A 26,236-nucleotide genomic window follows, 5' to 3' on the forward strand; every position below is an offset into this window, starting at 1 on the left:
TTACTGATACTTGTAGCCGTAGAGTTTGGTGATTTTCTTTTTCTTGAGCTTTTCTACCTTCATGGTCATTTTGACGTCGGTCGTGGGCCGGTCGCGGCCGTCTTTGGCCACTTTGGCAATTTTGTCGATGACGTCGAGGCCCTGAATTGTCTGGCCATACACCGTGTAAGCGCCATCGAGAAAGTGAGTGCCGCCGTGGTTTTCAACCAGGTAAAACTGCGAGTAGCTGCTGGGCGTGCCAGCCGGGCCGCCCTGGCGGGCGGCGGCCAAGGCGCCGTAGTCGTGCTTGTGGCCGGGGCCGAGCTCGGCGGGCACGGTGGGGTCGGCGTCCTTGCCCATGCCGTCGTTGGTGGGGTCGCTGTCTTTGCTGTTGGCATCGCCCCCCTGAATCATGAAGTTATCGATGACGCGGTGGAAAGTGGTGCCGTTGTAGAAACCGCTTTTGGCTTTCTCCAGAAAGTTCTTCTTGTGCAAGGGCGTATCATCAAACAAAACAAGCCGGATATCGCCTTGCGAAGTAGTGATGGTCACTACTTCATCTTTGCTGCTGACTTTGGGCTTTTTCGGCGCCTTTTCTTTGATTTTCACTTTCGCGACACCTTCGGCGGGCTGCTGAGCGTGGGCGGGAGTGGTGAAGGCCAGCGCGGCCACGGGCAGGGCCAGCAAAAGCAGACGAGACATGGGTGATTTCATATTGTGGATAGGAGTGCCAAACGACAACGCCGGACAAAAATAACCGCCGTACCGGCTTGTTTTACGTATGCGGCGCAAGTTCTTCATTTCCGGAACTGTCCGCCTATCTCGCGCATGTCTGATTCTTCCCGTTCCGTCACCTGGCCCGCGCCGCACTGGTTTCCCAAACTACTGCTGGCTATTTACCTGCTGGTGTTTATTATCTGCGCCATCAATCCGGCTGAACGAGACACTTGGGTAGTTGAAAATCTGCCCATTGTGGTCATTGCCGGAGTACTGGCGGTGCTGTACTGGCGCGGCGTCCGCTTTTCTAATCTGGCTTATGCGCTGATGAGCGTACTGCTGCTCATGCATACCATTGGCGGTTACTATACCTTTGAGAAAGTGCCGTTTGACTGGTTTAATAACCTATTCGGATTCAAGCGCAATATGTACGACCGGGTAGCGCACGTCACGGTCGGTTTCTATGCCTTCGCCATCATTGAGCTGACCGACCGGCTGGGCAACATTCGCAGCCGTTTCATTTCGTATGCCTTTCCGCTCTGCGTCATCGGCACCGTAGCCATGGCTTACGAGTTGATTGAGTGGATATATGCCGCTACGGCCGGCGGCTCGGCCGGGGCAGCATTCCTCGGCAGCCAGGGCGACATCTGGGATGCCCAAAAAGACATGCTGGCCGATACCAGCGGGGCCATTTTTGCCCTGCTGCTCTACGCCTTGGTGGGGCGCGGCCCTAGCGCTGGGCGGCGCGAATAGCCGCCAGAATTGCGCGGCCGCCCCGCGCCAGCACTTCCTGCGCCACGGCTTCGCCCAGAATTACCGCATCGGAGCCAGTCTGCACGACCTTCACTTCTTCCTCGCCATCGAGGCTGATGATGCCCGCTTCCAGGCGAATAGTACTATCATCCAGCAAAGTAGCCAGGGCAAACGACGGGATGCTGCAGCCGCCTTCCATGCGGTGCAGGAAGGCGCGCTCGGCCAGCAGGCATGTGTGCGTGGGTGCGTGGTCGAGGGCAGCTTTCAGGCGGGTTTTCAGGTCGGCATCCAGCCCGGCGGCGCACTCCACGGCGATGCTGCCCTGGCCGGTAGCGGGCACAAACTGCGTGGTACTGAGCTCGTGGCGCACCAGGTGCTCGTAGCCCATGCGGTGCACGCCGGCGTAGGCCAGCACCAGCGCATCGTACTGGCCTTCTTCGAGTTTGCGCAGGCGGGTCTGGAGGTTGCCGCGAGCTTCGGCAGTTTCGGCGTGGGGGGCGTAGCGGCGCAGCTGGGCCTTGCGGCGGGTGCTGCTGGTGCCCAGCAAAATGCCTGGCTTGGCGAGCGAAAAGTCTTCCTGAAAGCTCAGCACCACGTCGTTCACTTTCTCGCGCTCCAGGAAAGCCAGCAGCTCCAGGTCCTCGGGTATGGTGCTTTGTACGTCCTTGGCGCTGTGCACGGCCAGGTGGGTTTCGCCCCGCCGCAGGCTTTCCTCCAGCTCTTCGGTGAAGACACCCTTGGCGCCGATTTTCGCCAGCGTGCGGTCCAGCACCTTGTCGCCGATGGTTTGCACGGGCACCAATTCAGTTTCAAAACCGACTTGGTTGAGCAAAGCGGCGACGTGCTCGGCCTGCCACATGGCGAGGCGGCTGCTGCGGGTGACGAGGCGAATGGGATTGGTCATTTAACAGGTATCGATTAACAGTTAACAGTCATCCAAAGGCTAGGCTTGCCGCAGCTGCCCGCCCATACGCAAGGAGCTATCCACGAACACCATGCGCGGGTTGGCGTTGCGCTCGATGTGATAGTGCGCGTCGGTCAGTTCCTTGGACAATAGCTCGGCATTGCGCGTCGTGACCAGCTTGGAGAATCGGCCCACAAACTCCTGCTCACCAGCGGGCAGGTGGGGCACGAATTTCGGGTCGATGCCGAATAGCAGCACTTTGCGCAGTAGCCCCAACGAGTAGCTCAGCAGCTCCTTCTGCGTCTCGCGGCCCAGCTTCTGGAATTCGTCGCTCGACTTCAGGATATCCGCCGCTTTCTGACTGTAAGCCTGCCGCATCCACTTCACGAAGAACTCAAAGTAGTCGTGGTCGGCGTTCTGGTCCTTGGAGGCGATGGCGGCGCCCAGGCTGCCATCGGCTATCTGGGCTACCTGCCGCGCTTTCACCTCGGGCAAGTGGTAGTGCGCGTGCAAATACTGCGTGATATCGGCCTCCGGAAAAGGGCGCACCACGATGGGCTGCACCCGGCTGATGATGGTGGGCAGCAGCTGCTCGGGCGCAAAGCTCACCAGCAGGAAGATGGTGGCGGGCGGCGGCTCCTCCAGCAGCTTCAGCACGGCGTTGGCGGCCGTGGGGTGCATGAGCTCGGGCAGCCAGATAATGACGATTTTGAACCGGGCCTCGAAGGCTTTCAGCGACACCGTTTTGAGAATCTGCACGGCCTCATCCTTCGAGATGTTGCCCTGCTTGTTTTCGGCCCCGATGTGCTGCATCCAGTCGTTGAGGCCCTGGTAGGGATTGTCGAGCACGAAGGTGCGCCAATCGGCCATAAACTTGTGGCTTACCGCATCTTTACTCACCGATTTGGTGGTGGTCACGGGCACGATGAAGTTCAGGTCGGGGTGGGCCAGCTTGGCCGTTTTGGTGCAGGCGGGGCAGTGGCCACAGCTGTCGGCCGCGCCTGCGGGGCGCTCTTCGCAGTTGAGGTACTGGGCGTAGGCCAGCGCCAGCGCCAGCGCCGCGCCGCCCTCGCTGCCCCGGAAGAGCTGCGCGTGCGCCACGTGCTGCCGCTGCACCGACTGGCGCAGCACCTGCTTCACGGCTTCCTGGCCGGGGATGTCGGAGAATCTGAAACCACGGATTGACACGGATTTTTCGGATTTCACGGATTTTGTGGACGATTACTTTCTTTACTGATTGATAGAATAGTTACCCTAAACTGCGGGGATGATTCTTTAGGAAGCGTTTAAACTTTAAGCTAGGCTCACCAAAATTTATAAGCAATCCAACTTCTAGCTGATAGGCTTCTAAGTAGTTGATGATTTGCGCATGATGAGTCTTTGTAAGTTCATGCAACGCTTTCAACTCAACTAACACGCATTCTTCAACTAAAAAATCTACCCGGCGGCTACCAACTTCTACACCCTTATAGAAAAGCGGCATCTCAATTTCTCGGGCAAATACCAATCCCGCTTCTCTCATCTCAATGGCGAGACTACGCTGATAAATTACCTCTTGAAATCCTGTGCCCAGCGTCTTGTGCACTCGCATAGCACAGCCAATAACAGCCTCGGTCAGCTTATTGTGTCGAGTATCAACTAGCATAAGGAATAACAAGCAATACAAAACACACTTTGCAGTTGCCACTCGCCGCCACAATGACCCGTCCACAAAATCCGTGAAATCCGAAAAATCCGTGTCAATCCGTGGTCAGGCTTTCTCCCACACCCGGTCCTTAGCCGTGTCATCATACACGCGCTGCATAATCCCCTGCTCCACGGCGTCATACACCAGCCCGCGGCGGCTCATCACACGCTCGGCTACTTCGGCCACGCGGGGCAGCTTGAAGGTTTCGAGGCCGGCGGGGCCGCCCCAGCTGAAGCTAGGGATGAAATTGCGCGGGTAGCCGGCCCCGAAGATGTTGGCGCCCACGCCCACCACCGTGCCGGTGTTAAACATCGTGTTGATGCCACACTTGCTGTGGTCGCCCATCATCAGGCCGCAGAAGGTCTGGCCCGTATCCACGAAGCGGCCGATGGCGTGGCTCCAGATTTTGACGGGCGCGTAGTTGTTCTTGAGGTTCGAGGTATTGGTATCGGCGCCCAGGTTGCACCACTCGCCGATGACGGAGTTGCCCATGTAGCCGTCGTGGCCCTTGTTGCTGTAGCCGAGGATGATGCTGTTGCCCACCTCGCCGCCCACTTTGCTGTGCGGACCCACGGTGTTGTCGCCGCGCATTTTGGCGCCGGCGTTGATGTGGCTGCCTTCGCACAAGGCCAGCGGGCCTTTGATGATGGCGCCTTCGTGGACCTGCGCGTTTTTGCCGAGGTAAATCGGCCCATCCTCGGCGTTCAAAATCGCGGCGCGGATTTTCACGCCTTCCTCGATGAAGATGTTTTCGGCGCCATACACGATGGTGTGCGGGTCGCCGACGGGCTGCGACTGGCGCCCGGCCGTGAGCAGGGCGAAGTCGCGGCGGATTTCGACGCCGTTGCGCAGGAACAGCTGCCAGGGGCGGTCGATGACGGTCACGGGCTCGGCTACTTCCACGGTGCCGGTGAGGCCGTCCTGCACCAGCTCGGCCACCAGGGTGGCATCGGCGACGTGGGCGGCCACCAGCAGCTCGCCGCAGTAGAGGCCCTGGCCGGGCTGCAGGGCCTGCACCTGCTTCGTGAGCAGGTCGTCGGGGCACACGGCCCCGTTGATGATGAGGGCGGGGCCGCTCACGTCGCCGGCCGGGAACTTGGCTTGCAGGTAGGGCTGGGTGAGGTAGCCCACGGTGGGCGCGCCCAGGCGGTGCTGCCACTTCTCGGCGATGGTGAGGATGCCGCAACGCAGCGCCGCCACCGGCCGCGTGAAGGTGAACGGCAGCAGGTGCGGGCGAATGGCCGGGTCGTCGAACAGAAGAATGTGCATTGTTCTTAAGCTGTTAGCTAATAGCTGCTAGCTCTTAGCTTTTTTAGGTAGTGCAAATTTACAGTTGGCAGGCTGGGCATTGCCCACAAAAAAACTCCTTCCGGCGAGGCCGAAAGGAGTTTCCTTTAAAAGCTAACAGCTAGTAGCTAAAGGCTAACAGCTTAAAGCAGCAGCCTACATTTTGTCGGTGCTGTTCTGCTCTTTTTTCTTGTAGCGGTTCATGAACTTCTCTACGCGGCCAGCCGTGTCGATGAACACGTTTTTGCCGGTGTAGAAGGGGTGCGAGGCGCTGCTCACCTCGATTTTCACCAGCGGGTAAGTCTTGCCGTCTTCCATCGTGATGGTGTCGGCCGGCTTCATCGTGGAGCGGGTGATGAATTTAAAATCCGAAGAAGTGTCGTGAAAAACCACTTCCTGGTACTGGGGGTGCGTGTCTTTTTTCATATCGCAGGGGCTGTTTTACCATTGAACCCCGCCGTTTTTGCGGAAGGGACTGCAAAAGTACGGCTTATCCCGCAGATTGCCAACGCCGGCTCGGATATTTTGCCGCGCCCCGGCCGGGGGCAACCTTTGGCCGGGGATTGCGGTCTGTCCTGAAAAGTTTGTACATTTGAATCCGGCCTCCTACTGGGCCGACTTGCCGCGCGTGCTACACTCCGTACTCGTTTCTCGTCTTATTCACCGCTTTGGGTTGCTTACCCTGGCGCTGGTAGCCCTGAGTGCCACCGTGGCACTTGCCGCTACCGTCACGCTTTTCACCGCTGCCTACGACGGCGCCACCGTGCGCGTGGAGTGGGAAGTGAGCAGCGAATCCGACGTATCGGGCTTCGACCTCTACCGCAAGGCGGCTTCCGAAACCTCCTTTACACTCGTCAGCAACGTGGTGCCTACCGGGCAGCGGCGCTACCAGTACATCGATAGCAACGTGTACCGCCAGGTGGTGGGCTCCACACCCATCAACCCGGCTGCTACCGGCCCCTTCACCTACCGCCTCACGGTGCATGGCGCCAGCGGCGACCAAAGCTACACTGCCGTGCTGGCGGGCACCCCCAGCGCCGTGCAACGCTCCTGGGGCACCATCAAATCGATGTTTCGCTAGCGACCAGTCGGTTTTTCAACGTTTGCAGGAAGCCGACCGCCGTCGGCTTTTTTTGTGCCCCTTACTTTTGGCCGATGATTACTTCCCTTTGCTTCGCCTCCAACAATGCTCACAAGCTGGAGGAAATTCAGGCGCTGCTGCCGCCTTCCATCAAGCTGCTGAGCCTGGCCGATATCGGCTGCCACGAGGAGCTGCCCGAAACCCAGGACACCCTGGAGGGCAACGCCCGCCAGAAGGCCGACTACGTGCGCCAGCACTACGGCCTGGCCTGCTTTGCCGATGATACCGGGCTGGAGGTAACGGCCCTGGACGGCGCGCCGGGCGTGTACTCGGCCCGCTACGCCGGCCCGCAGCGGCTGGCCGCCGACAACGTGGCCAAGCTGCTGCACGAGCTGCAGGGCCAGGCCGACCACTCGGCCCGCTTCCGCACCGTGATTTCGCTGGCGCTGCTGGATGGCTCGTTTCACGATTTTGAAGGGGCCGTGGAGGGCGTGATTACCGAAGAGGCGCGCGGCAGCAATGGCTTCGGCTACGACCCGGTGTTTGAGCCCCTGGAGGGTGGCGGGCGCACGATGGCGGAAATGAGCGCCGCCGAGAAAAACCAGATTAGCCACCGGGCGCGGGCCACGATGGGGCTGCTGGCCTACCTGCGAAACGAATAGAACTTACCTTTGTCAGTCTATGCGTCATCCCTATTTAATTGGCATCACCGGTGGCAGCGCCTCGGGCAAAACCACCTTTCTGCGCCGCCTGCTGGATTCGTTTCCGGAAGAGGAAATCTGCCTGATTTCGCAGGACAACTACTACCACTCGCTCGACAAGCAGACGCTCGACGCGCAGGGCGTGCACAACTTCGACCTGCCGGCCAGCATCGATGCGGCGGCGTATGCTGATGACGTGCTGCGCATCAGCCAGGGGCAGGAGGTGCGGCGGAAGGAGTACACTTTCAATAATTCGACGGTGAAGCCCAAGGAGCTGGTGTTTAGGCCGGCGCCCATCGTGGTGGTGGAGGGCATCTTCGTGTTTCACTTCGAGGAAATTGCCCGGCTGCTCGATTTGAAGGTCTACATCGATGCCCAGGAGCACGTCAAGCTGCACCGCCGCATCATCCGCGACCGCGACGAGCGGGGCTACGATTTGGCCGACGTGCTCTACCGTTACACCCACCACGTGGCGCCGACGTACGAGAAGTTTATCGCGCCCTACAAGCACGAGGCCGACATCGTGGTGCCGAATAACCGGCACTTTGATAAGGGGCTGGAGGTGCTGGTGGGCTTTCTGAAGGCCAAGGTGGCCGAGGGGCGGTAGGGAAACGCCAGCCTGTCGGGGCACGTTTGTTATCTTGTTTGCCTAATCTCCGACCGTGATGGATGTTTTTGAAATGCCTTTAGAGCTGCGTACCCTGCGGGGGCCTATGGTAGCTCGCCTGACGGATGATGAGTTTTTTCAGCTCTGCCAGGACAACCCAACACTTAATCTGGAGCGCACCGCGCAACACGATATCATGTTTCGTTCACCAGCCGGCTCTGATTCGAGTGCTTCCAGCGGCGAAGGCTACGGCCAGCTTTGGCTATGGAACCGGCAAACCAAGCTGGGGCAGACCTACGAATCGTCAGCGGGCTTTACGCTGCCTAATGGCGCGGTGCGCTCGCCCGATGCGGCTTGGCTCAGCAACGCCCAATTTGACCAACTCACCGCCGAACAGCGCCGCAAGTTTCCGCCGGTGTGCCCGGAATTTGTGCTCGAAGTGAAGTCGCCATCCGACCGTCTGAAAGACCTGCAGGCCAAGATGGAGGAATACCTTGCCAACGGTGTGCAGCTCGGCTTCCTGCTCGACGTGGAAGCCGAAATGGCCTACATCTACCGCGCTGGCCAGCCCGCCGAAACCGTGACGGGCTACGAGCAGGAACTGAGCGGCGAGCCTGTGCTACCCGGCTTCCGCCTCGATTTGCGGCCCCTGCGCCGACTACGTTAATCAATGTATACCAAAGCCGAAGCCTCCCAGCTGCGCCAGGCCTTCTGGACCACGTTTGGGCAATACATGCAGCCGGTGCCCTCGGCCGAGGGGGGGCCGGTGAACTGGGTGAACTACAAAACGGGCATCAAGCACCTGTATTTCCGCATGCAGGCCGACAACCGGCAGGCCACCATTGCCATCGAGCTGACGATGCCGGACGCGGGCATCCGGGAGCTGTTCTTCGAGCAGTTTCTGGAATTGAAAACGCTGCTGCACGAAACCCTGGGCGAGGAGTGGACCTGGGAATTAGACTCGACCGCTGCCAACGGGCTGCCGCTGACGCGCATTTACCAGGAGCTGCGCCCGGCCAACATCTTCGACCGCGAGAGCTGGCCGGCGCTGATTTCGTTTTTTAAGCCGCGCATGGTGGCGCTCGATGCGTTCTGGGCGGATGCGCAGTACACGTTTGAGGCGCTGAAGTGAGCGCGGCTATCTTTGCCGCCCACCTCTATTCACCGCTCACCTTGAAAATGAAGCATTTTTTATTCGCTGTTGGCCTGGGATTGGCCGCTACCACCACCGTGCGGGCGCAAATGACGCTGGAGCATAGCTACCGCGCCGACATTGGCGCCAGCCGGCTTTCGACCGGGGCGCTGGTGTACTATGAGTGGCCGGTGGATGGACAGACACCTGCTTCCAATGCCCTCACTCTTTACCAGGAAAACCACGCCGTGCTGCGGCAGCTGACCGTGCCCACGGTGGCGGGCTACACCTTCGAGAGCGTTGATTTTGTCAGCGACAAGCTCTTCAACCAGGATAATGCCCTGGAATACGTGGCCAACTACAGCCGGCAAAACACGAATGCGGGCTTCTACCGCCTGGTGGTGGTATCGGAAACCGGCACGCAGCTAGCCATGACCGACACCGTGGAGTACGACAACGTGGCGCAGCTGGTGCGGGGCAGCTCCGGCATCAAGCTGCTGGTGCCCACCTACCGCATCGACGCGGCCGGCAACCAGACGGGCCATTACACCAAGGTGTTTGCGCTGGGCGGGTCGCACCTGCCCACGGCCAGTCGCGCCGCCAGCACTGCTACGGCCGAGGCCCTGCCCTACCCCAACCCCGCGCACGAGCGCATCACGCTGCCCTACTCCGTACCCGCCGGCCAGACGGCCACCCTGGAAGTACTCGACCTGACCGGCCGCGTGGCCAAAACCTACACCGTAGGCGCCGCCTTCGACCACCTGCTGCTCGATGCCCGCGAGCTGCGCGCCGGGGCCTACACCTACCGCCTGCGCCGCGCCGATGGCACCGTGACGGCGGGCAAGCGTTTTGTGGTGCAGTAAGTCACTCCCTTTTTTATAAAAAAGCCCCCGGCTGCCAGCGCAACCGGGGGCTTTTTGCTGCTTATTACTCGCTGGGCTACACCTGCGGCTTCGGCTCCTCGCCCCCCTTGCCGCCACCCATACTCCCTACGCGCCGGGCCTTCTTATACCCCGTGTACAGCTCCTTATTCAGCAGCCGAAACACGTCCATCGGCTTGTCCAGCTCATACACTTGCTGCATGAGCTCGTCGAGCAGGTCGTCGGTGGTTTGGTTGGCGGTGCTGCGGGTGTCGATGAGGCTGCTGGTGCGGCGCACGGTGCCGGCAAATTCCCCGTGCTTGGTATTTAGGGTAGCCAGGGCTTCGGGCGTAAGGGCATAGTCGGCCAGTTCTTTCTGATAGTTGGCGGCGGCCTCAAGCAGGGCTTTGCTCACGTCGCGCAGCTCCTCGGGCTTCATCTTATAGAATTGGCGACTGTTGAGCGTCGCCCGGGCCAGCAGGTCGGGGTCATTGGTTTTGGTGGCAATGCTGCGCAGGGGGCCCAGCACCACGGGCAGCAGTTTCAGAAGCTCCCGCCGACTGTCTTTGGCCTTTTTGGTATTCTCCCTGGTGCTGAGCGGGGCTTGCCCCACGGCATTTTTCACGGCCTCGTAGGCCGTGAGCACGTCGCCGGCGTCGGCGTCGGCCACCTTGCTGGCTTTGATAGCCGGGCGGTTGTCGGTAATGAACTTGGCCAGGACGGTGGTCATGGCGTACTGGTTTTCTTTCTCGTTGTCCATGATTTCAGGGTTTTTATAGGTGAATGGTGAGAATGCCTTGCAAGCTACTATTTTTCCCGTAATGACCCTCATGGTCAGTTCTCCAGTAGTTGATAATTTCTTTCGGAGGGAAATAAAAACGTTTCGGAGATGCCTGAAAACACTCCGGAGATAGTTGGAAACGCTTCGGAGATGTCTGAAAACACTCCGGAGGTAGTTAAAAACGCCCCGGAGCTGCCTGAAAACACTTCGGAGGGCGCTACAAACACTCCGGAGGCAGTTAAAAACGCCCCGGAGTTCTCTGAAAACGCCTCGGAGGGGGCTGCCAACGCTTCGGAGCGGCCGTTGCATCTGCCAGACGGCGCGGCACGGCTGAATAGAAGCACACCAGCAGGCCAACGCCATGAATTCCCGCCTGCTGGGCTTGCCTTCCGGCGGCCAAGACCTATATTTGTAGCCCTGTCCGCCCTATGCGCCAATTCCAACGCCATTTTTTCACCTCGCTGCGCTTCGTGCTGCTCACCTGCTCGGTGCTGCTGGTGCTGGGGCTCAATCAGCGCACGGTGAGCGTGTTGCGGCTGCCGGCGCCAAAGGGACAAGCGCGCTTCACGGCCCCGCCCAAGGCCACGGTAGTGAAGCAAAAAGTGCTGCTCGAAGCCACGGCCTCGCTGGCCCACTTCGTGGCCCCGGCGGCCGATATGTGGCTGCCCGCCTCCCCCACCACCTGCTGGCTGCCGGCTGTGCGCCGGGCGCTGGCCGTGCCGCGCCTCTGCGTAGGCGTGCGGGCGGCGGAGGTGTTCCGGCAGCGGCTGCTGGCCGTGGTGCTGTCGCCGCAGGCCCCGTAGGGAGTTATGAGTTATGAATTATGGGTTATGAGTTGGCAGCCTGGCATTTTTTGCGACGGGCACCATCGGCATAGCTGTAGTTCATAACACCTCTTGCCTACCCAACTCAAAATTCAAAACTCATAATTCATAATTCCTCTAATGCGTAACAAAGGAATAATCATCGGCCTCACCGTCATCGTGTCGGCGTTGTGTGCCTACTTCCTGTTCTTCACCTACGTCTCGCGCGGGGTGCAGGACAAAGCCGTGGCCTACGCCACCCAGAACGGCAAAGTCAACGAAACCATGCGCCAGCACTACCTCGACTCGGTGTGGCGGGCCCCGGTATTCGGCCCCTACACCTACCGCGACGTGCGCCAGAGCGAGCTCGGCCTCGGCCTCGACCTGAAAGGCGGCATGCACGTGACGCTGGAAGTATCGCCGGTGGAAATCGTGCGCGCCATGAGCGGCAACTCGAAAGACCCCGCCTTCAACAAAGCCCTGGCTACGGCCGTGGAGCGGCAGAAAACCAACTCCAGCACGCCCTTTACGGCCCTGTTTGCCCAGGCCTGGCGCGAGAATGCCAACGGGAAGAAGCTGGCCAGCATCTTCGCCAACACTACCAACAAAAGCCGCGGCATCGACATCAACTCGTCGGATGAGAAGGTGATTGCCGCCATCGACAAGGAAGAGGAAGAAGCCATCGACCGCTCGTTCGACATCCTGCGCACCCGCGTCGATAAGTTCGGCGTGAACCAGCCCAGCATTCAGCGCGTGAAAGGCACCGGCCGCCTGCAAATCGAGCTGCCGGGCGTGGACAACCCCGACCGCGTGCGCAAGCTCCTCTCGGGCCAGGCCAAGCTGGAGTTCTGGGAAGTATGGTCGCAGAATGAGGTGATTCCCTACATCGCCCAGCTCGACAACTCGCTGAAAGCAAAAGAAGACCTCGCCAAAGCCGGCGGCGCTACCGTCACCGCCCCCGACGCCGCTACCGACACCACCGCTACCGCCGCCGCTGGCGACTCGACCTCGAACTCGCTGGCGGCCCAGCTGGCCAAGAAAGACACCAGCGCCACCGCCAAGGCCGACTCGGCCACCGCGAAAGGCGGCCCGCTGTCGCGCCTCTTCACCATGCCCGGCTCGCTGGGCGTGAACGTGCGCGACACCTCGCGCATGAACTCGCTGCTGCGCTCGGAAGAAGCCCGCGCCACCCTGCCCCCCAACCTGGCCCTGCTGTGGTCGGCCAAGCCCGTCACCATCGAGAAGCAGGAATACCTGCGCCTGATTCCGGTGAAGAAAGACCGTAACGGTGCCGCCGCTCCCCTCTCGGGCGAAGTGGTATCGGATGCCCGCCAGGACTACGACCAGGGCGGCCGCCCCGAAGTGAGCGTGGGCATGAACCCCGCCGGTTCCCGCAAGTGGCAGAAAATGACCGCCGCCAACATCGGCAAGCAGGTCGCCATCGTGCTCGACGACTACGTGTACTCGGACCCGGTGGTGCAGTCGGAAATTGCCGGCGGCAACACCAGCATCTCGGGCAACTTCACCATCGAAGAAGCCCAGGACCTTGCGCAAGTACTGAAAGCCGGTAAGCTGCCCGCTCCCACTCGTATTGTAGAGGAAGCGGTAGTTGGTCCGTCGCTCGGTCAGGAAGCCATCAGCCAGGGCCTGTACTCGTCGCTGGCCGGCGTGGTGCTTATCATGATTTTCATGGCCGTGTACTACGGTCGCGCCGGTCTGGTAGCCGACGTGGCCCTGCTCTTCAACATGTTCCTCATTCTGGGCGTGCTGGCGCAGTTCGGCACCGCCCTCACGCTGCCCGGCATCGCCGGCCTCATTCTGGTAATCGGCTCGTCGGTAGATGCCAACGTACTGATTTTCGAACGCATTCGGGAAGAGTTGAACCACGGCCTGGGGCTGCACGACGCCATTGCCAAGGGCTACGACCGCGCCTTCACGGCCATTTTTGACTCGAACGTGACCACGATGCTGATTGCCGTCATCCTCGGCTTCTTCGGCACCGGCCCGGTACAGAATTTCGCCATCACGCTCGGCATCGGGGTACTGACTTCGTTCCTGTCGGCTGTGTTTGTGTCGCGCCTCATCATCGAGTGGCTGACGAAAGGCAAGGAAACGAGCAGCATCACCTTCTCGACCTTCCTGTCGCGCAACCTGTTCCAGAACGTGAACTTCGATATCGTGGGCAAGCGTAAAATTGCCTACATCGGCTCGACGCTGTTCATCGTGGCCGGCTTCGTGCTGATGGCCATCCAGGGCGGCCCCAACCTGGGTGTTGACTTCAAAGGCGGCCGCTCCTACGTGGTCGACTTCAACAAGCCCATGGTAGCCTCCGACGTGCGCGAGGGCATCAGCGATGCCTTCCAGGACGCCGGCCTCGAAGTGAAGCAGTACGGCTCGCCCACCCGCCTGCGCGTAACCACTGGCTACCTCGCCGAAGACGAAAGCCCCGAGGCCGACGCCAAAGTGCGCGCCGCCCTCGACCAGGGCTTGGCCAAATACGCCTCGGCCAACCCGCAGGTGCCCTCCGCCTCGAAAGTAGGCGCCACCATCGCCGACGATATCAAGCGCACCTCGGTGCTCTCGCTGGGCCTCACGCTGCTGGGCATCTTCATCTACGTGCTGTTCCGCTTCGAGAAGTGGCAGTACTCGATGGCCGCCGTAGTGGCGCTGTTCCACGATGCGCTGCTGGTTATCGCCGCCTTCCCGATTGCCCGCGCCTTCGGCCTGAACTACGAAATGGACCAGATTTTCGTGGCCGCCGTGCTCACGGTTATCGGCTTCTCGATGAACGACACGGTGGTTATCTACGACCGTATCCGCGAGTACCTGCGCGAGAACCCCAAGCTGACCTTCGCCCAGGTGGTGAACCCAGCCCTGAACTCGACCTTCTCGCGGACGATGATTACGTTCACCACGGTATTCCTCGTGATGCTGGTGCTCTACATCTTCGGCGGCGAAACGCTGCGCTCATTCTCGTTTGCCATGATTATCGGCATCATCTTCGGTACTTACTCGTCGCTGTTCATCGCCACGCCCATCATCCTCGATACCTATGGTAAAAAGGAGCTGCGCGAGCGCGCTGCCGCCGGTGAAGACATCAGCACGCTCTCGGGCGATGCGCCGAAACTGAACACGGCCGCTTCGGTGTAGTAACAACTGTCATGCTGAACGCAGTGAAGCATCTTATCACGTTTGGATAAGGAATTACTGCATCGTTGAGGCGTGAGAGGATGTTTCGCTACGCTCAACATGACAACCAAAAAGCCCGGCCCACCAGCCGGGCTTTTTTCGTGAAGCAACCTTTTTACCTTACCTTCCGAGTCGCCAGTTAAAAGCCCGCCGCCCTGGCCCATGATGCACATCTCCCCACCCGATTCGGTCCCCACGCTGCCCGAGCTGCTGGCGGCCTGCCAGCGGCAGGAGCGGCTGGCGCAGCGACGGCTGTATGGGCAGTTTCACGGCTTTGCCCTGACGGTGTGTCTGCGCTACGCCCGCAACCGCGAGCAGGCGCTGGAGGCGGTGAACGACGGGTTTCTGAAAGTATTCCGCGACCTGCACCGCTTCGACGCCAGCCGCCACCCGCAGGATGTGCCGGGCTCGTTCCGGGGCTGGCTCAAGCGCATTATGATTCACACGGCCATCGACCATTACCGGGCCAACGAGCGCCACCAATACCAACAAGAGCTGGACGATACTACCTATAATCAAGCCGATGGCGGCGCCACGCCTCTCGATTCGCTGAGCTACGACGAGCTGCTGGCGCTGGTGCAGCGCCTGCCCCCGGCCTACCGGGCGGTGTTCAATCTGATTGTCATCGACGGCTTCGGGCACGAGGAAGTGGCCGAGCAGCTGGGCATTTCGGTGGGCACTTCCAAGTCGAATCTATTCAAAGCCCGCGCCCACCTCCGGACGATGCTGGCCCATACTTCCACTCCTTCACTTGCACGCTATGTGGTCGGATAAGGAGCTTGATGACGCCTTCCGCCGGCTGGCGCCGCCCGAGCCGGAGGCCGAGCCTTTCCCGCTCGACGCCTGGCTGCGCCTGGAGCAGCAGCTCGACAAGACGGCGATGGAGCGCGAGTTCCGGCGACGGCTGTGGCGGTTTTTCGCCGCCGAGATGCTGGTGGTGGCCGTGGGCGCGCTGCTGTGGCTGGCGTGGCCGGTACGGCAACGGGCGGTGGCGGTGGGCGGTGGGGTTGCGGCAAGCCCTGCGGCACGGGTGGCGGGAGCGAATAGCCCGACTACCGGAGCCAGGGCCGCGGCACCAGGTTGGCAGCAAAAACCAGGCGTCCGTTCATCCGGCGCCGTTGCCAGCGGCGCTATTGATGACGCTGGCGCGGCGGCTGTAGCCTCGGCTCCAGCTTCGCCGAGCGACAACAACTCGATTGAGGCTACAAATGCGGGTGCCGGGCTGGCTCGGGCTGCAACTGGTGGTAATACGCATTCCGCTAGCAGTGGCGCGGCCGGGCACGCAGGCCATGCCGCTACCACCGCTGGCACGGCCAGCGATTCAGCCGTTTCTGCCGGTCGCAGCCCAGGTGGTTTAGTGGCTGCCGGGCTGGCAGCTGCCGAACGGCAGCAGGCGAAAGCCGCACGGATACCTGGGGGGCGTGAACCTTCGGCGGCGGCTCGTCCGAAAATGACGGCTTATACCGCCGCGCGTGCTAAAGCCCCGCGCACCGCTGGTAGCCGAACAGGCCGTGCTTCCACCACACTCCACAGCAAGCATTTTGCTGCCAACACATCTACAACTCGTGCCACCAACGGTAGTCATGGCAAGCAAAAGGCGCTGACCTCTTCCCGTTTTCAATCAGCAGCTTCCAGGCCTGCTGATGCAACGCTGACACAATTGGCGGCTATTGCGCCTGCGCCAGGAAATGCAGCTTCGGTGCCCACAGTAGCTGATGCAACTGGTAGCCTCACTGCGGCCGCAACGGAATTAGCCGAGTTGCAGCCGCGGCCTGTAGCCCTACAAACGGATTCGGCCACTGCCCTACCCGCGCCGCTGGCCGCCCTCCCCTTTACTACCGCGCCGCTGCCGGAGCCCTTCCGGCAACCCCGGCTCTACCTCGGCCTGCTGGCCGCGCCCGACGTGAGCACTGTGAAAATGGCCGACTACCAGGCGCCTACCCCTAACCTGGGCGTGCTGCTGGAATACCGTCTGACCACCCGCCTACGAGTGAACACCGGCTTGCTACACAGCACCAAGCAGTACCGCGCCCGACGGCAGGACTACGACTGGTCGTACTACCCGCGTGGGGCCACCGGCACTTTCGAGTGGGTTGATGGGCGCTGCACCATCCTCGATGTACCCGTGAACCTGCGCTACGACGTGCTGGCCCGGCCGCGCTACCAGGTATTCGGCTCGGCCGGGTTGTCGAGCTTGTTTATGCAGCACGAGAACTACGCCTACGATTACGAGTACTACGGTCGGCTATACCGTTGGGAAAGCAGCTTCACTAATGAAAACCAGCACTGGTTTAGCGTGCTCAATCTGTCGGCGGGTTATGAGCACAACCTTAGCCAGCATTGGCGGTTGCAGGTCGAGCCCTACGTGAAGATGCCGCTGGGCGGTGTGGGCGCCGGCAAGGTGCGATTGATGAGCGGCGGCGTATTTTTCGGGGTGAAATACGGGCTGTAGACCCGACGCTACGGGCGCAATATCTTTTTTAGTGCATTCTCTTTCTCATTTATGAGCTTTTTCTCTACTCGTTGGCTGGCCGGTGCGTTGGTAGCCACGTTGGTTGGCCTGTCCCTTAGCACGCCCAGCTGCACCTACTCGCACGGCGAGCCCGTGCCCTGCATCACCGACACAACCAGCATTACCTACGCCGCCGTGGTGTCGCCCATCATCCAAGCCAATTGCCTCGACTGCCACAATACGGCTAACTACCAGAATGATGGCGACTTCCAAAACTTTGACCAGTTCACGGTGCTGCAAAGTCACGCCCTGAGTGGGCAGCTGATGCGCTGCCTGCGGCACGAGCCAAGCGTATCGGCCATGCCCAAAGGCCGCGCCAAGCTCTCGGACTGCGATATTGCCCGCATTCAGGCCTGGGTCGATGCCGGTGCCCTCAACAACTAGCCTTGCACGCCGCCGCTTCCCCCTCGCTTCCCGCTATGAAACGCTTCCTGTTCCTCTTCATTCCCACGCTGCTGGCGGCGGCCGGGGCCACTATGGCCCAGGGTCGCTACCTCACCAAAACGGGCCGCGTCACGTTTTTCTCGGCCAGCCCGATTGAGGATATTGAGGCCCAGAACCAGCAGGCCGGCGCCATGATTGACCTCGGCTCCGGCCAGGTGGCCATCTCGATTCCCATCCGTAGCTTCACTTTCAAGCGCACCCTCATGCAGGAGCACTTCAACGAGAACTATCTGGAGTCGGATAAATTTCCTAAGGCCACCTTCAGCGGTAAGCTGCTCGGCACCAACGCTGCCACGCTCGGCCAGGGCCAGCAAAAGGTGACGGTGGAAGGCGACCTCACCATTCACGGCGTCACGCACCACGTCACGGTACCCGGCGTGGTAGAGCTCAAAAACAACCAGTTGCAGGCCACCGCCACGTTTTCGGTAGCCCCGGCCGACTACAAAATCGAAATTCCCCTGCTTGTACGCGACAAGATTGCCAAAACAGTGAGCGTGCGCGTAGCCCTGGCCTGCGACCCGGTGGCTACCACCCCCAGCGCCAAGACTCCCTAACGCTCCATTTCCCGTTATTTATGAATCGTACGCTTTACTCGCTATTGCTTACCGGCGGCCTGCTGCTGGGCGCCGCCGCCCCCGCCCTGGCCCAGGACGACCTGCTGAACGAGCTCGAAAAAGAAACCACCGACCCGCAGCGGCGCGAGGTAGTGCAAGCCACCTTCAAAGGCACGCACATCGTTAATTCCCAGTCCATCGAAACGCCCGGCAAGGGCACGCTGGCCTTCCTCATCCAGCACCGCTTTGGCACTTTGAATAGCGGCGCCTACGAATTTTTCGGCCTCGACCAGGCCGAGTTGCGCCTGAGCTTCGAGTACGGCCTCAGCAACCGGCTGGCGCTGGGCGTGGGCCGCACCAAGCTTGGCAAAACCTTCGATGGCTTCGTGAAATACCGCGCTTTGCAGCAAAGTACCGGCGCGGGCGCCATGCCCGTTTCGCTGTCGCTGCTAGCGTCGGCGGCCATCGTCACCACCAAGTTTGCCACGGTGCCGGGCGTGGAAGGGCGCGATGCCTCGTCGCGCCTGGCCTACACCTACCAGGCACTGCTGGCCCGCAAGTTTAGCCCCAGCCTGTCCATTCAACTGATGCCGACCCTTATCCACCGCAACTACGTGGATACCGACGCGGAGCAGAACGACGTGTACGCCCTCGGCGGCGCCATCCGGCAGAAGGTGAGCAAGCGCATTGCCCTCACGGCCGACTACTTCTACGTGCTGCCCGGCCACACCGCCGACACCTACCGCAACGCCGCCGGCCTCGGCGTCGACATCGAGACGGGCGGCCACGTATTCCAGCTGCACTTCACCAACTCGCAGGGCCTCATCGAGTCGCAGTTCGTGCCACAGACCAGCGGCAATATCTGGGACGGTGATATTTACTTCGGCTTCACCGTGGCGCGGAATTTCACGGTTAAGTCGAATTTGAAGTAGGGGATAAAAAGAAATGTCATCCTGAGCGCAGCGAAAGGACCTCGCCCGCTTCGTTGTGGCGGTAATCTTAATCGTTTAGACGAAAAAGAATTACTACCACAAAGAAGCGGGCGAGGTCCTTTCGCTGCGCTCAGGATGACGTGCTGGCTTGTCTGTTCTTACACCAAGATACCCTCGGCCACCACGCTCTGCACCTCCGGCACCATGCGCTTGAGCAGGTTTTCGATGCCCGACTTGAGCGTAACGGTAGCCGAGGGGCAGCCCGAGCAGGAGCCCTGCAGGTTCACGGTCACGATGCCGTCGTGGTAGCTTTTGAAGGTGATGTTACCGCCGTCCTGCTCCACGGCGGGGCGCACGTAGTTGTCGAGCAGGTCAATGATTTTCTGGGACGTCTGGCTGTCCTGGGCGCTGGGGTCGCCGGCCGAAGCGGCCTGAGCGGCCTTTTGTTCGGCGGCGGGGTCCACAGTGAACAGCGGGCCACCGGCTTCCACGTAGCTTTTCAGGAATTGGCGCAGCTCGGGGATGATGTGCGTCCAGCCCAGGTCGGCTTGGGTTTTGGTGATGGTCACGAAGTTCTGGGCGATGAAGACGCGGCCCACATAATCGAAATTGAACAGCTCCTGGGCCAGCGGCGAGTTGGCGGCGGCTTCCAGGGTGGGATAATCCACGCTCACGCCGTCGGCGAGGAGCTGCTGGTTGAGCACGAACTTCATGCTCTCGGGGTTTGGCGACGCTTCGGCGTAAATCGAGACAGCGGACATATTGTTGATTTTCTGGTTTTTGGACTAAGAACTGTGGCTGGCGGCTCGTTGATTATCAACCGTAAACCGGCCTCACAACTACCTGCTGGCAGCCAGCAGCGGCACTACAACAGCGCGAAGGCGCCGGAGGTTGCAAAGGTACAACCGGCGCGGGGCTACGGAGTTGGAGCGTTTAGTTTCCCGCCGTCCGGCTCGTCGGATACTTCCCAATAAATCAGGGCTGGCACGGATAGTAAGTGTGCCCTTAGTTGGCCCAACTTGCGGCATGAAGTGCTTCTCTATTCGCTGGCTGCTGCTCAGCCTGCTGGTCCTGCGGCTGAGCAGCCCGGCCCGCGCCCAAACCCTGCCGCCCGACCTGCTGCTTAATGAGGATTTTCAGGACAACCGTCGCAGCTGGTACACTGGCAATAACGCCGACTGGCAGGTGAGCCTCACACCCGGCGACTACCGCCTGACCAGCCGCAACAGCGGCGGCCGTTTCGCGTGGCAAAACCTGGCTCTAAACACAGCGGCCGACTTCGTTATCGAAGCTGAAATGAGCAACACCAGTTCCGGCGCGCTGGTGTGGGGCGCCCGGTCGGCCGCCGATGCGCCGATTGCGGCTATCATTCCCGGCGGCTTCGTGGCCGGCGGTTGGCGCGGCGGCAAATACTCGACTCACAACGAAGGCGCTACGCGAACAACCGCCGCCCGGCCGCTGGGCGAGTGGAACACCCTGCGCGTGGCGCGGCGCGGCGCCACCATCTACTACTCGGTGAATGGCACCGAGGTATGGCACGAGCCCGTGGAGGCCGTGGCCGCCGCGCCGCTGGGCACGCTGGTAGGCTTTCAGAGTGAAGGCAATACGGTGGTGCGAGCACGCCGCCTGCGGGTGTGGCACCACTCGCTGGTGAAGCGTCTGCCCGGCCTGCCCACCACCCTGAGCCGCGAGCGGCTGGGCCCGCAGCTTAACTCGCCCCGGTACAACGACGGGGCGCCGGTGCTCTCGCCCGACGGGCAGGAACTGTACTTCTCGCACTGGCAGCCCGACGCGCCCAAGCGCTGCGACATCCTGCGCAGCCGCCGCCAGCCCGACGGCTCCTGGGGCCCGGCCGAAGACCTGGGCGCCCCCCTCAACAACGGCGGCTACAGCTGCCCGCTGGGCATCACGCCCGATGGACAAACTCTGCTGGTGCTCAACCACTACCTACCCGACGGCCGGCCCGCGCCCAGCGGCGGCTGCTCGCTCAGCCACCGCCAGCCCGACGGCCGCTGGGGCGTGCCCGAGCCGCTCGTCATCCCGGGTTTGCCCAACCGCGTGGCCTACTATTACTTCTCGCTGGCAGCCGACGGCCTCACCCTGGTCATGGCTTTCGAGGACGAGGCGCCGGGCAGCCCGCGCGGCGACCTCTACGTGAGCCACCGCGCCGCCGATGGCCGCTGGAGCCGCCCCCAAAGTCTGGGCCCGGTGGTGAACAGCGCGGGCCGCGAAAACTCGCCTTTTCTGGCGCCCGATGGCCGCACGCTCTACTTCGCCTCCGAAGGCCACCCCGGCTACGGCGACAGCGACCTGTTCGTGACCCGCCGCCTCGACGACAGTTGGACGCGGTGGAGCGAGCCGCTCAACCTGGGCCCGGGCATCAACTCCAGCGGCATGGAAGCCTGCTACACCCTAAGCGCGGCCGGCGACGAAGCCTATTTCTGCGCCCGCCAGTGGCCCGAGCCGCTGGAGGATATCTTTCGGGTAAAGCTGCCCGCGGCGGCCCGCCCCAGCCCCACGCTGCTGCTACGCGGCCGGGTGCTCGATGCGCTTACCCATCAGCCGATTGGCGGGGCGGCGGTGTATTACGAATTACTACCCGAGGGCCAAACCGCCGGCCTTGCCCAGGCCGCCGTCGGCACCGGCGCCTACCAGGTAGTGCTGCCCAGCGGCGGCACCTACGGCCTGCGGGCCACCGCCCCCGGCTACCTTTCCGTGAATGAAAACCGCGACCTGAGCACCGCCAGCCAGTACGCCGAAACCACGCAGGACTTGCTGCTACTGCCGCTGCCGGCCCCGGTAGCCGCCCGCGCCGTGGTGCCGGCGGCTACCGAAGTTGCCGTGCTGCCCAGCCAATTGCGGGGCGTGGCTGCGCCGGCAGTGGCGCTTAAAGAAGAGAAAATCACGCTGAACAACGTGTTTTTCGTGCGGAGCAAGCCCGTGCTGCTGCCGGGCTCTTTTCCCGAGCTAAAGCGCTTGGCCCAAACCCTGAAAGACAGTCCGACGCTCGAAATTCGCCTCGATGGCCATACCGACAACGTGGGCGGCCCGGCCGAAAACAAAACCCTGAGCGAGCAGCGCGTGGCCGCCATCAAGGCCTTTCTGGTGAAGCAGGGCATCGCCGAAAACCGCCTGAGCACCCGCGGCTACGGCGGCATCCGGCCCATTGCCCCCAACGACACGGAGGCCAACAAAGCCCGCAACCGCCGGGTGGAGTTTGTGATTCTGCAACGGTAAAAACGACCTGGGTATCGCACTTCTTAATGCGCTCAATGATAACTTGCGCCCGTGCCTTTCCCCTACCTGACAACTCGTTTACGCGCCGCGCTTTTTCGCCCCATTGATATTGCGTGGCTGGTTTTGTTTCGCATTGGGGCCGGCGTGCTCATTGCTACTGAGCATCTTGGCGCAGTAATTATGGGGCACCCGCAGCAGTATCTGGCGGCGCGGCACCACTTTACCTACCTGCTGGCGCCGTTGCCCGACTTATCGGCGCCGGCGTTATATGCCTTCTACGCGGCCACCATCGGGGCGGGGCTGGCGGTGGCGGCAGGCTGGCACTACCGGCTGGCAGCGGCCGTCCTGACCGTCGGAACGTGGTGGATTTTCCTGCTCGATTCGACGGGCTATATCAATCACCACTATCTGTTCTGCCTCATTGCCGGGCTGCTGCTGGTGCTACCCGCGCACCGCGCCGCCTCGCTCGACGGGCGCGCCGGGCGCGTGACGCCCTCCCCCACCGCCCCAGCCTGGACACGCTACCTGCTGCTGGGCCAGGTGAGCATCGTGTACTTTTTCGCCGGCCTGGCCAAGCTCAACCCCGACTGGCTGGCCGCCCGCCCGCTCACCATCTGGCTGGGCCACAAAGGCAACTGGTGGCTCATTGGCCCGCTGCTGACAACGGCTTGGCTACCTTGGCTGATGAGCTACGCCGGGCTGCTGCTCGACCTCTTTATCACACCCTTGCTACTGTGGCGGCGCACCCGGCCCTGGGCCTACGGCGCGGCCGCGTTTTTCCACCTCAGCAACGTGGCCATCTTCGGCCTGGGCACTTTCCCGTGGTTTTCGCTGCTGATGACGGCCCTGTTTTTTGACCCTGATTTTCCGCGCCACCTGCCAGGTGCGGTGGGCCGCTGGTTTCGGCAGCGGGTGCCGCAGCCCACTGCTGCTGATGTTATTACAATACCCTCGCCACTATTACTACGCACCGTCGTGCTGGGCCTCACGGTGTACGCCGCCGTTCAGATTGCCGTGCCGCTCCGGCATTTCCTCTATCCCGGCGAGGTACATTGGACTGAGCAGGGTCACAACTTTGCCTGGCACATGATGCTGCGCAACAAGGACAGTAACGCCCAGTTCCGCGTCCGCTTCGCCGCCGATGGCCACGAGGAAGTAGCCGACCTCTCGCAACTACTCAGCCCCCGCCAGCGCAAATTCGCCGACTTTCCCGACAATCTGCTGCGCGTAGCTCACTGGCTGGCCGAGGATTACCGCGCCCAGGGTCGCCCGCTGGCGGCCGTATACGTCGATTCGCAGGTGTCGCTCAACGGCCGCCCGGCCAAGCCGTTCATCGCACCCGACGTGAATTTACTGGACTACGAGCCGACTTTGGCCCCGGCCGCGTGGCTGACGGCTGCGCCGCCGCTATAACCGGTTGGCCCGGGCCCGCAGCAGCAAATCGGCCAGTACCAGCTGCGTCATGGCCTCCACGATGGGCACGGCCCGCGGCAGCACGCAGGGGTCGTGCCGCCCGCGGCCGGCCAGCGTGATGGCTTCGCCCTGGTCGTTAATAGTTTGCTGGGGTTGCAGCAATGTCGCCACCGGCTTGAATGCCACCCGAAAGTAAATATCCTGCCCGTTGCTGATGCCGCCTTGGCTGCCGCCGCTGTGGTTGGTGCGGGTGCGCACCCGGCCCGCTTCGTCGGTATAAAACGCGTCGTTGTGCAGCGAGCCCGGCAGCCTGGTCCCGGCAAAGCCGGAGCCGAACTCAAAGCCCTTCACTGCATTGATACTGAGCAAGGCGTGCCCCAGCACGGCCGGCAGCTTGTCAAACACGGGTTCACCCAGACCGAGCGGCACGCCCAGCGCCACGCCCGTAATCACGCCGCCCACGGTGTCGTGCGCATCGCGCGCCGCCCGGATGCGGGCCTCCATCGCAGCCGCCGTTTCGGGGTGAGGGCAGCGCACGAGGTTGCTGTCAATCAATCTTAAGTCCAGTTCTTCGTAGCCGACCGGCACCTCTATTTCCCCTACTGCCGACACGTAGGCCCGCACCGTCACGCCAAAGTGCGCCAGCAGCTGCGCCGCCACGGCCCCGGCCGCCACCCGCGCCGCCGTTTCGCGGGCCGAGCTGCGGCCGCCGCCCCGGTAGTCGCGCCGGCCATACTTGGCGTCGTAGGTATAATCGGCGTGGCTGGGGCGGTAAGCGTGGGCAATGTGCGAGTAGTCGTCACTCCGCGCATCGGCGTTGGGAATGAACAAACTGATGGGCGTGCCGGTGGTCAATCCTTCAAAAACGCCCGACTGCACCTGCACGGTATCAGCCTCCTTACGCGGCGTCGTCAGGTCCGACTGGCCCGGCCGGCGCCGGTCCAGCGCCGCCTGAATATGACTGGCTTCCAAAGCCACGCCCGCCGGGCAGCCATCGATAATTACCCCGATACCAACGCCGTGCGATTCGCCGAAAGTGGTGATGCGAAAGATAGTGCCGAAGGAATTGCTCATTTAGTCTGCGGTTTTGTTGCGCCAGGAATTTGCCATCCCGCCTACGGCCAGCAGCGCCAGCCCGGCCAGCAGCCAGGTGGCGTATTGCCGCACCTGCCGGTACACGTCCAGCGGCTGCAGTTCGGTGTCGGCCGAAGCCAACGCGGGACCATAAAAAGGGTCGTCTTCGGGCTTCAGCTGGCGGCTGGGGGCGGCGGTAGCGGCGCCGCGCACCTGCAGCTGCAACTCGGGGCGCAGGGTGTCGTAGCGCGCCGTGCGTGGGTTGAACACGATGAACTGCAACAAGCTATCGAGCCGCAGCATCCCCGGCCTGTGGGCTACCAGCCGGTAGCGAAACAGCTTGGTGCCGCCGCCCAGCACCGGCTTTTCCCGTAGCTCCGGCCCGTATACCTCCAAGTCGGGGGGCGCGGTCAGGGCGGGCATCAGCACGCTGGCTAGGTTGCCCCGTCCTTCCACGCCCACCGCGTACGTAAACGCCTGCCCTACCCGAAAGCTGGTGCGGCTGATGGCCTCGCGCAGCTGGTAGTCGCCCACCGGCACTTGGTCGCGCAAGGGGTGGGGCGGCAGTGGCCGCACCTGCACCTGCACGGCCGGGGCCGCAAAGGTTTTGTAGGTCGGCAGAAGATTATTCTGGCCCGGCTCCGGCTTCTTGAGCTTCTTAAACTTAATCATTGTCAAGCTCAAAGCAGGGAAGCGCAACGGCTCGGCGGTGAGGGGATAGTAGAACGCCTCGGCCAGCCGAAACCGCAGGTACAGCTGCCCGTTGCGGCGTAGCGTGTCGGGCTTTTCGCTGGGTGATGCAGCGGGCACCTCCCAGGCCGTGGTCTGGTGCAGCTGCTGTAGCAGCGTCGGCAACTGGCCGCTGAAGTCATGAAAATTCAGCAATTCTTGGTCGGCGGGCTGCAGGTAGAAGTACAAACCCACCTTCACCCCTTCGCCCACAAACACCCGCGACCGCTCAGCCACCACGGCCAGCGACGCATGGTCGGGCACCTCCTGGTAAAGCGCCGCTTTCGGCTTGCCAAAAAGCTTGTCGAGGTCGCCCACCGCCTGCAAATCGGCCGGCGGGCTGGCGGGCGCGGTGATGGCCGGCGGCGCAGTCGTTACTGCTTCCACCTGCACCGTAGCCCCCGCGCTACGCACCGCCTGGCCGTTCACGGTCAGCTGGAAGGGCTTGATTACCTGCTTGCCCTCGCCATAAGGTGCGTAGCGCTGGGTAATAGTCAGCTCGCTGAAGCTCTTACCCTGCACGATGCGCGTGGTAGTGGTGCTGGTTTTGCCGCTTTTCTTGAAGCCCTCAAGCTCCGGAAAGTCCGAATACGTGTCCAGCGCGGCACCGCGCAGGCGGAATGCAATGGTATAGTAGCTCGTGAGCGGCAGCCGGGCCGGGCCCAGCACCAGCTCCACCACAGTTGGGCTGGTGGCCGCTTTGCTGGCCCCGGCCGCTGGTTGGGCCTGGGCAAATGGGCTAGCCAAGCATTGCTGCAGCAACACAAGTAGTAACCATACCACGCATTTTTCTCTCACCAGCCGTTTTTTTAATCCTGCAATAAAAATACGCGGAAAGCAGCTAAACGAGTCCAGAATCA

At 61.9% G+C, this 26,236-nt stretch carries 26 protein-coding genes; 16 read left to right on the plus strand and 10 right to left on the minus strand.

What is annotated here, in order from left to right; genetic code table 11:
- Positions 1 to 681 carry a peptidylprolyl isomerase gene (locus Q5H93_RS07675; RefSeq protein ID WP_305005923.1) on the minus strand — a complete coding sequence of 227 codons (681 nt, stop codon included), beginning with the start codon at positions 679 to 681 and terminating at the stop codon, positions 1 to 3.
- A gap of 126 nt (positions 682 to 807) precedes the next feature.
- On the opposite strand from Q5H93_RS07675, the gene Q5H93_RS07680 reads away from it, so the two are divergent.
- Complete coding sequence (locus tag Q5H93_RS07680; protein ID WP_305005924.1) at positions 808 to 1,449, plus strand: DUF2238 domain-containing protein; 642 nt, start codon at positions 808 to 810, stop codon at positions 1,447 to 1,449.
- Here the strand turns inward: Q5H93_RS07680 and hemC are convergent.
- The 5 genes from hemC to Q5H93_RS07705 form a co-directional block, all read right to left on the minus strand.
- Entirely contained in the window at positions 1,427 to 2,353 is a 927-nt protein-coding gene (gene hemC / locus Q5H93_RS07685; protein WP_305005925.1) for a hydroxymethylbilane synthase, read from the minus strand. The genes Q5H93_RS07680 and hemC overlap by 23 nt on opposite strands.
- A gap of 39 nt (positions 2,354 to 2,392) precedes the next feature.
- A complete protein-coding gene (locus Q5H93_RS07690) occupies positions 2,393 to 3,541 on the minus strand; it encodes a DNA polymerase III subunit (protein ID WP_305005926.1) in 1,149 nt (382 codons plus the stop codon).
- Positions 3,542 to 3,602: 61 nt separating this feature from the next.
- Positions 3,603 to 3,998: a GxxExxY protein gene (locus tag Q5H93_RS07695; RefSeq protein WP_305005927.1), complete on the minus strand. Its 396-nt coding sequence runs from the start codon at positions 3,996 to 3,998 to the stop codon at positions 3,603 to 3,605.
- Positions 3,999 to 4,103: 105 nt separating this feature from the next.
- Positions 4,104 to 5,309 (minus strand): GlmU family protein, encoded by a 1,206-nt coding sequence (locus Q5H93_RS07700; protein WP_305005928.1) that lies wholly within the window; start codon positions 5,307 to 5,309, stop codon positions 4,104 to 4,106.
- A 174-nt stretch (positions 5,310 to 5,483) separates the two neighbouring features.
- A complete protein-coding gene (locus tag Q5H93_RS07705) occupies positions 5,484 to 5,753 on the minus strand; it encodes a type B 50S ribosomal protein L31 (RefSeq protein ID WP_305005929.1) in 270 nt (89 codons plus the stop codon).
- Positions 5,754 to 5,955: 202 nt separating this feature from the next.
- Between Q5H93_RS07705 and Q5H93_RS07710 the strand changes: the two genes are divergently transcribed.
- From Q5H93_RS07710 to Q5H93_RS07735, 6 genes are all read left to right on the plus strand, one after another.
- Positions 5,956 to 6,408: a hypothetical protein gene (locus Q5H93_RS07710; protein WP_305005930.1), complete on the plus strand. Its 453-nt coding sequence runs from the start codon at positions 5,956 to 5,958 to the stop codon at positions 6,406 to 6,408.
- Between the two features lie 74 nt (positions 6,409 to 6,482).
- Positions 6,483 to 7,070, plus strand: coding sequence for an RdgB/HAM1 family non-canonical purine NTP pyrophosphatase (gene rdgB, locus Q5H93_RS07715; protein WP_305005931.1), 588 nt, complete (start codon positions 6,483 to 6,485; stop codon positions 7,068 to 7,070).
- 19 nt (positions 7,071 to 7,089) lie between these two features.
- A complete protein-coding gene (locus Q5H93_RS07720) occupies positions 7,090 to 7,716 on the plus strand; it encodes a uridine kinase family protein (RefSeq protein WP_305005932.1) in 627 nt (208 codons plus the stop codon).
- 106 nt (positions 7,717 to 7,822) lie between these two features.
- Positions 7,823 to 8,383 (plus strand): Uma2 family endonuclease, encoded by a 561-nt coding sequence (locus Q5H93_RS07725; RefSeq protein ID WP_305005933.1) that lies wholly within the window; start codon positions 7,823 to 7,825, stop codon positions 8,381 to 8,383.
- 3 nt (positions 8,384 to 8,386) lie between these two features.
- Positions 8,387 to 8,848 carry a DUF4268 domain-containing protein gene (locus tag Q5H93_RS07730; RefSeq protein WP_305005934.1) on the plus strand — a complete coding sequence of 154 codons (462 nt, stop codon included), beginning with the start codon at positions 8,387 to 8,389 and terminating at the stop codon, positions 8,846 to 8,848.
- Positions 8,849 to 8,895: 47 nt separating this feature from the next.
- Positions 8,896 to 9,711, plus strand: coding sequence for a T9SS type A sorting domain-containing protein (locus Q5H93_RS07735; protein ID WP_305005935.1), 816 nt, complete (start codon positions 8,896 to 8,898; stop codon positions 9,709 to 9,711).
- 76 nt (positions 9,712 to 9,787) lie between these two features.
- On the opposite strand, the gene Q5H93_RS07740 is transcribed toward Q5H93_RS07735, so the two are convergent.
- Complete coding sequence (locus Q5H93_RS07740) at positions 9,788 to 10,468, minus strand: hypothetical protein (protein WP_305005936.1); 681 nt, start codon at positions 10,466 to 10,468, stop codon at positions 9,788 to 9,790.
- 449 nt (positions 10,469 to 10,917) lie between these two features.
- Between Q5H93_RS07740 and Q5H93_RS07745 the strand changes: the two genes are divergently transcribed.
- From Q5H93_RS07745 to Q5H93_RS07775, 7 genes are all read left to right on the plus strand, one after another.
- On the plus strand, positions 10,918 to 11,292 hold the full coding sequence (locus Q5H93_RS07745) for a hypothetical protein (RefSeq protein WP_305005937.1): 375 nt from the start codon (positions 10,918 to 10,920) through the stop codon (positions 11,290 to 11,292).
- Between the two features lie 141 nt (positions 11,293 to 11,433).
- Positions 11,434 to 14,442 (plus strand): protein translocase subunit SecDF, encoded by a 3,009-nt coding sequence (gene secDF, locus Q5H93_RS07750; protein WP_305005938.1) that lies wholly within the window; start codon positions 11,434 to 11,436, stop codon positions 14,440 to 14,442.
- Positions 14,443 to 14,643: 201 nt separating this feature from the next.
- Positions 14,644 to 15,255: an RNA polymerase sigma factor gene (locus Q5H93_RS07755; RefSeq protein ID WP_369810996.1), complete on the plus strand. Its 612-nt coding sequence runs from the start codon at positions 14,644 to 14,646 to the stop codon at positions 15,253 to 15,255.
- On the plus strand, positions 15,242 to 16,933 hold the full coding sequence (locus Q5H93_RS07760) for a hypothetical protein (RefSeq protein ID WP_305005939.1): 1,692 nt from the start codon (positions 15,242 to 15,244) through the stop codon (positions 16,931 to 16,933). Before Q5H93_RS07755 ends, Q5H93_RS07760 begins: the two co-directional genes overlap by 14 nt.
- A gap of 51 nt (positions 16,934 to 16,984) precedes the next feature.
- The gene (locus Q5H93_RS07765) at positions 16,985 to 17,377 is read left to right on the plus strand and encodes a hypothetical protein (RefSeq protein ID WP_305005940.1); all 393 of its coding nucleotides are present in this window, start codon (positions 16,985 to 16,987) and stop codon (positions 17,375 to 17,377) included.
- 35 nt (positions 17,378 to 17,412) lie between these two features.
- Positions 17,413 to 17,991 (plus strand): YceI family protein, encoded by a 579-nt coding sequence (locus Q5H93_RS07770; RefSeq protein WP_305005941.1) that lies wholly within the window; start codon positions 17,413 to 17,415, stop codon positions 17,989 to 17,991.
- 20 nt (positions 17,992 to 18,011) lie between these two features.
- Positions 18,012 to 18,923 carry a DUF5777 family beta-barrel protein gene (locus Q5H93_RS07775; protein WP_305005942.1) on the plus strand — a complete coding sequence of 304 codons (912 nt, stop codon included), beginning with the start codon at positions 18,012 to 18,014 and terminating at the stop codon, positions 18,921 to 18,923.
- A 158-nt stretch (positions 18,924 to 19,081) separates the two neighbouring features.
- Here Q5H93_RS07775 and Q5H93_RS07780 read toward each other — a convergent pair whose 3' ends face one another.
- Positions 19,082 to 19,684, minus strand: a complete 603-nt coding sequence (locus tag Q5H93_RS07780) for a NifU family protein (RefSeq protein ID WP_305005943.1) — start codon at positions 19,682 to 19,684, stop codon at positions 19,082 to 19,084.
- A 265-nt stretch (positions 19,685 to 19,949) separates the two neighbouring features.
- Between Q5H93_RS07780 and Q5H93_RS07785 the strand changes: the two genes are divergently transcribed.
- Positions 19,950 to 22,160 carry an OmpA family protein gene (locus tag Q5H93_RS07785; RefSeq protein ID WP_305005944.1) on the plus strand — a complete coding sequence of 737 codons (2,211 nt, stop codon included), beginning with the start codon at positions 19,950 to 19,952 and terminating at the stop codon, positions 22,158 to 22,160.
- A gap of 51 nt (positions 22,161 to 22,211) precedes the next feature.
- Positions 22,212 to 23,573, plus strand: a complete 1,362-nt coding sequence (locus tag Q5H93_RS07790; RefSeq protein ID WP_305005945.1) for an HTTM domain-containing protein — start codon at positions 22,212 to 22,214, stop codon at positions 23,571 to 23,573.
- Here Q5H93_RS07790 and aroC read toward each other — a convergent pair.
- The gene (gene aroC, locus Q5H93_RS07795; RefSeq protein WP_305005946.1) at positions 23,568 to 24,647 is read right to left on the minus strand and encodes a chorismate synthase; all 1,080 of its coding nucleotides are present in this window, start codon (positions 24,645 to 24,647) and stop codon (positions 23,568 to 23,570) included. The genes Q5H93_RS07790 and aroC overlap by 6 nt on opposite strands.
- Positions 24,648 to 26,123, minus strand: coding sequence for a BatD family protein (locus Q5H93_RS07800; RefSeq protein ID WP_305005947.1), 1,476 nt, complete (start codon positions 26,121 to 26,123; stop codon positions 24,648 to 24,650).
- Between the last annotated feature and the right edge of the window lie 113 nt (positions 26,124 to 26,236).

The sequence above is a fragment of the Hymenobacter aranciens genome (assembly GCF_030580865.1).
Lineage (GTDB): Bacteria > Bacteroidota > Bacteroidia > Cytophagales > Hymenobacteraceae > Hymenobacter > Hymenobacter aranciens.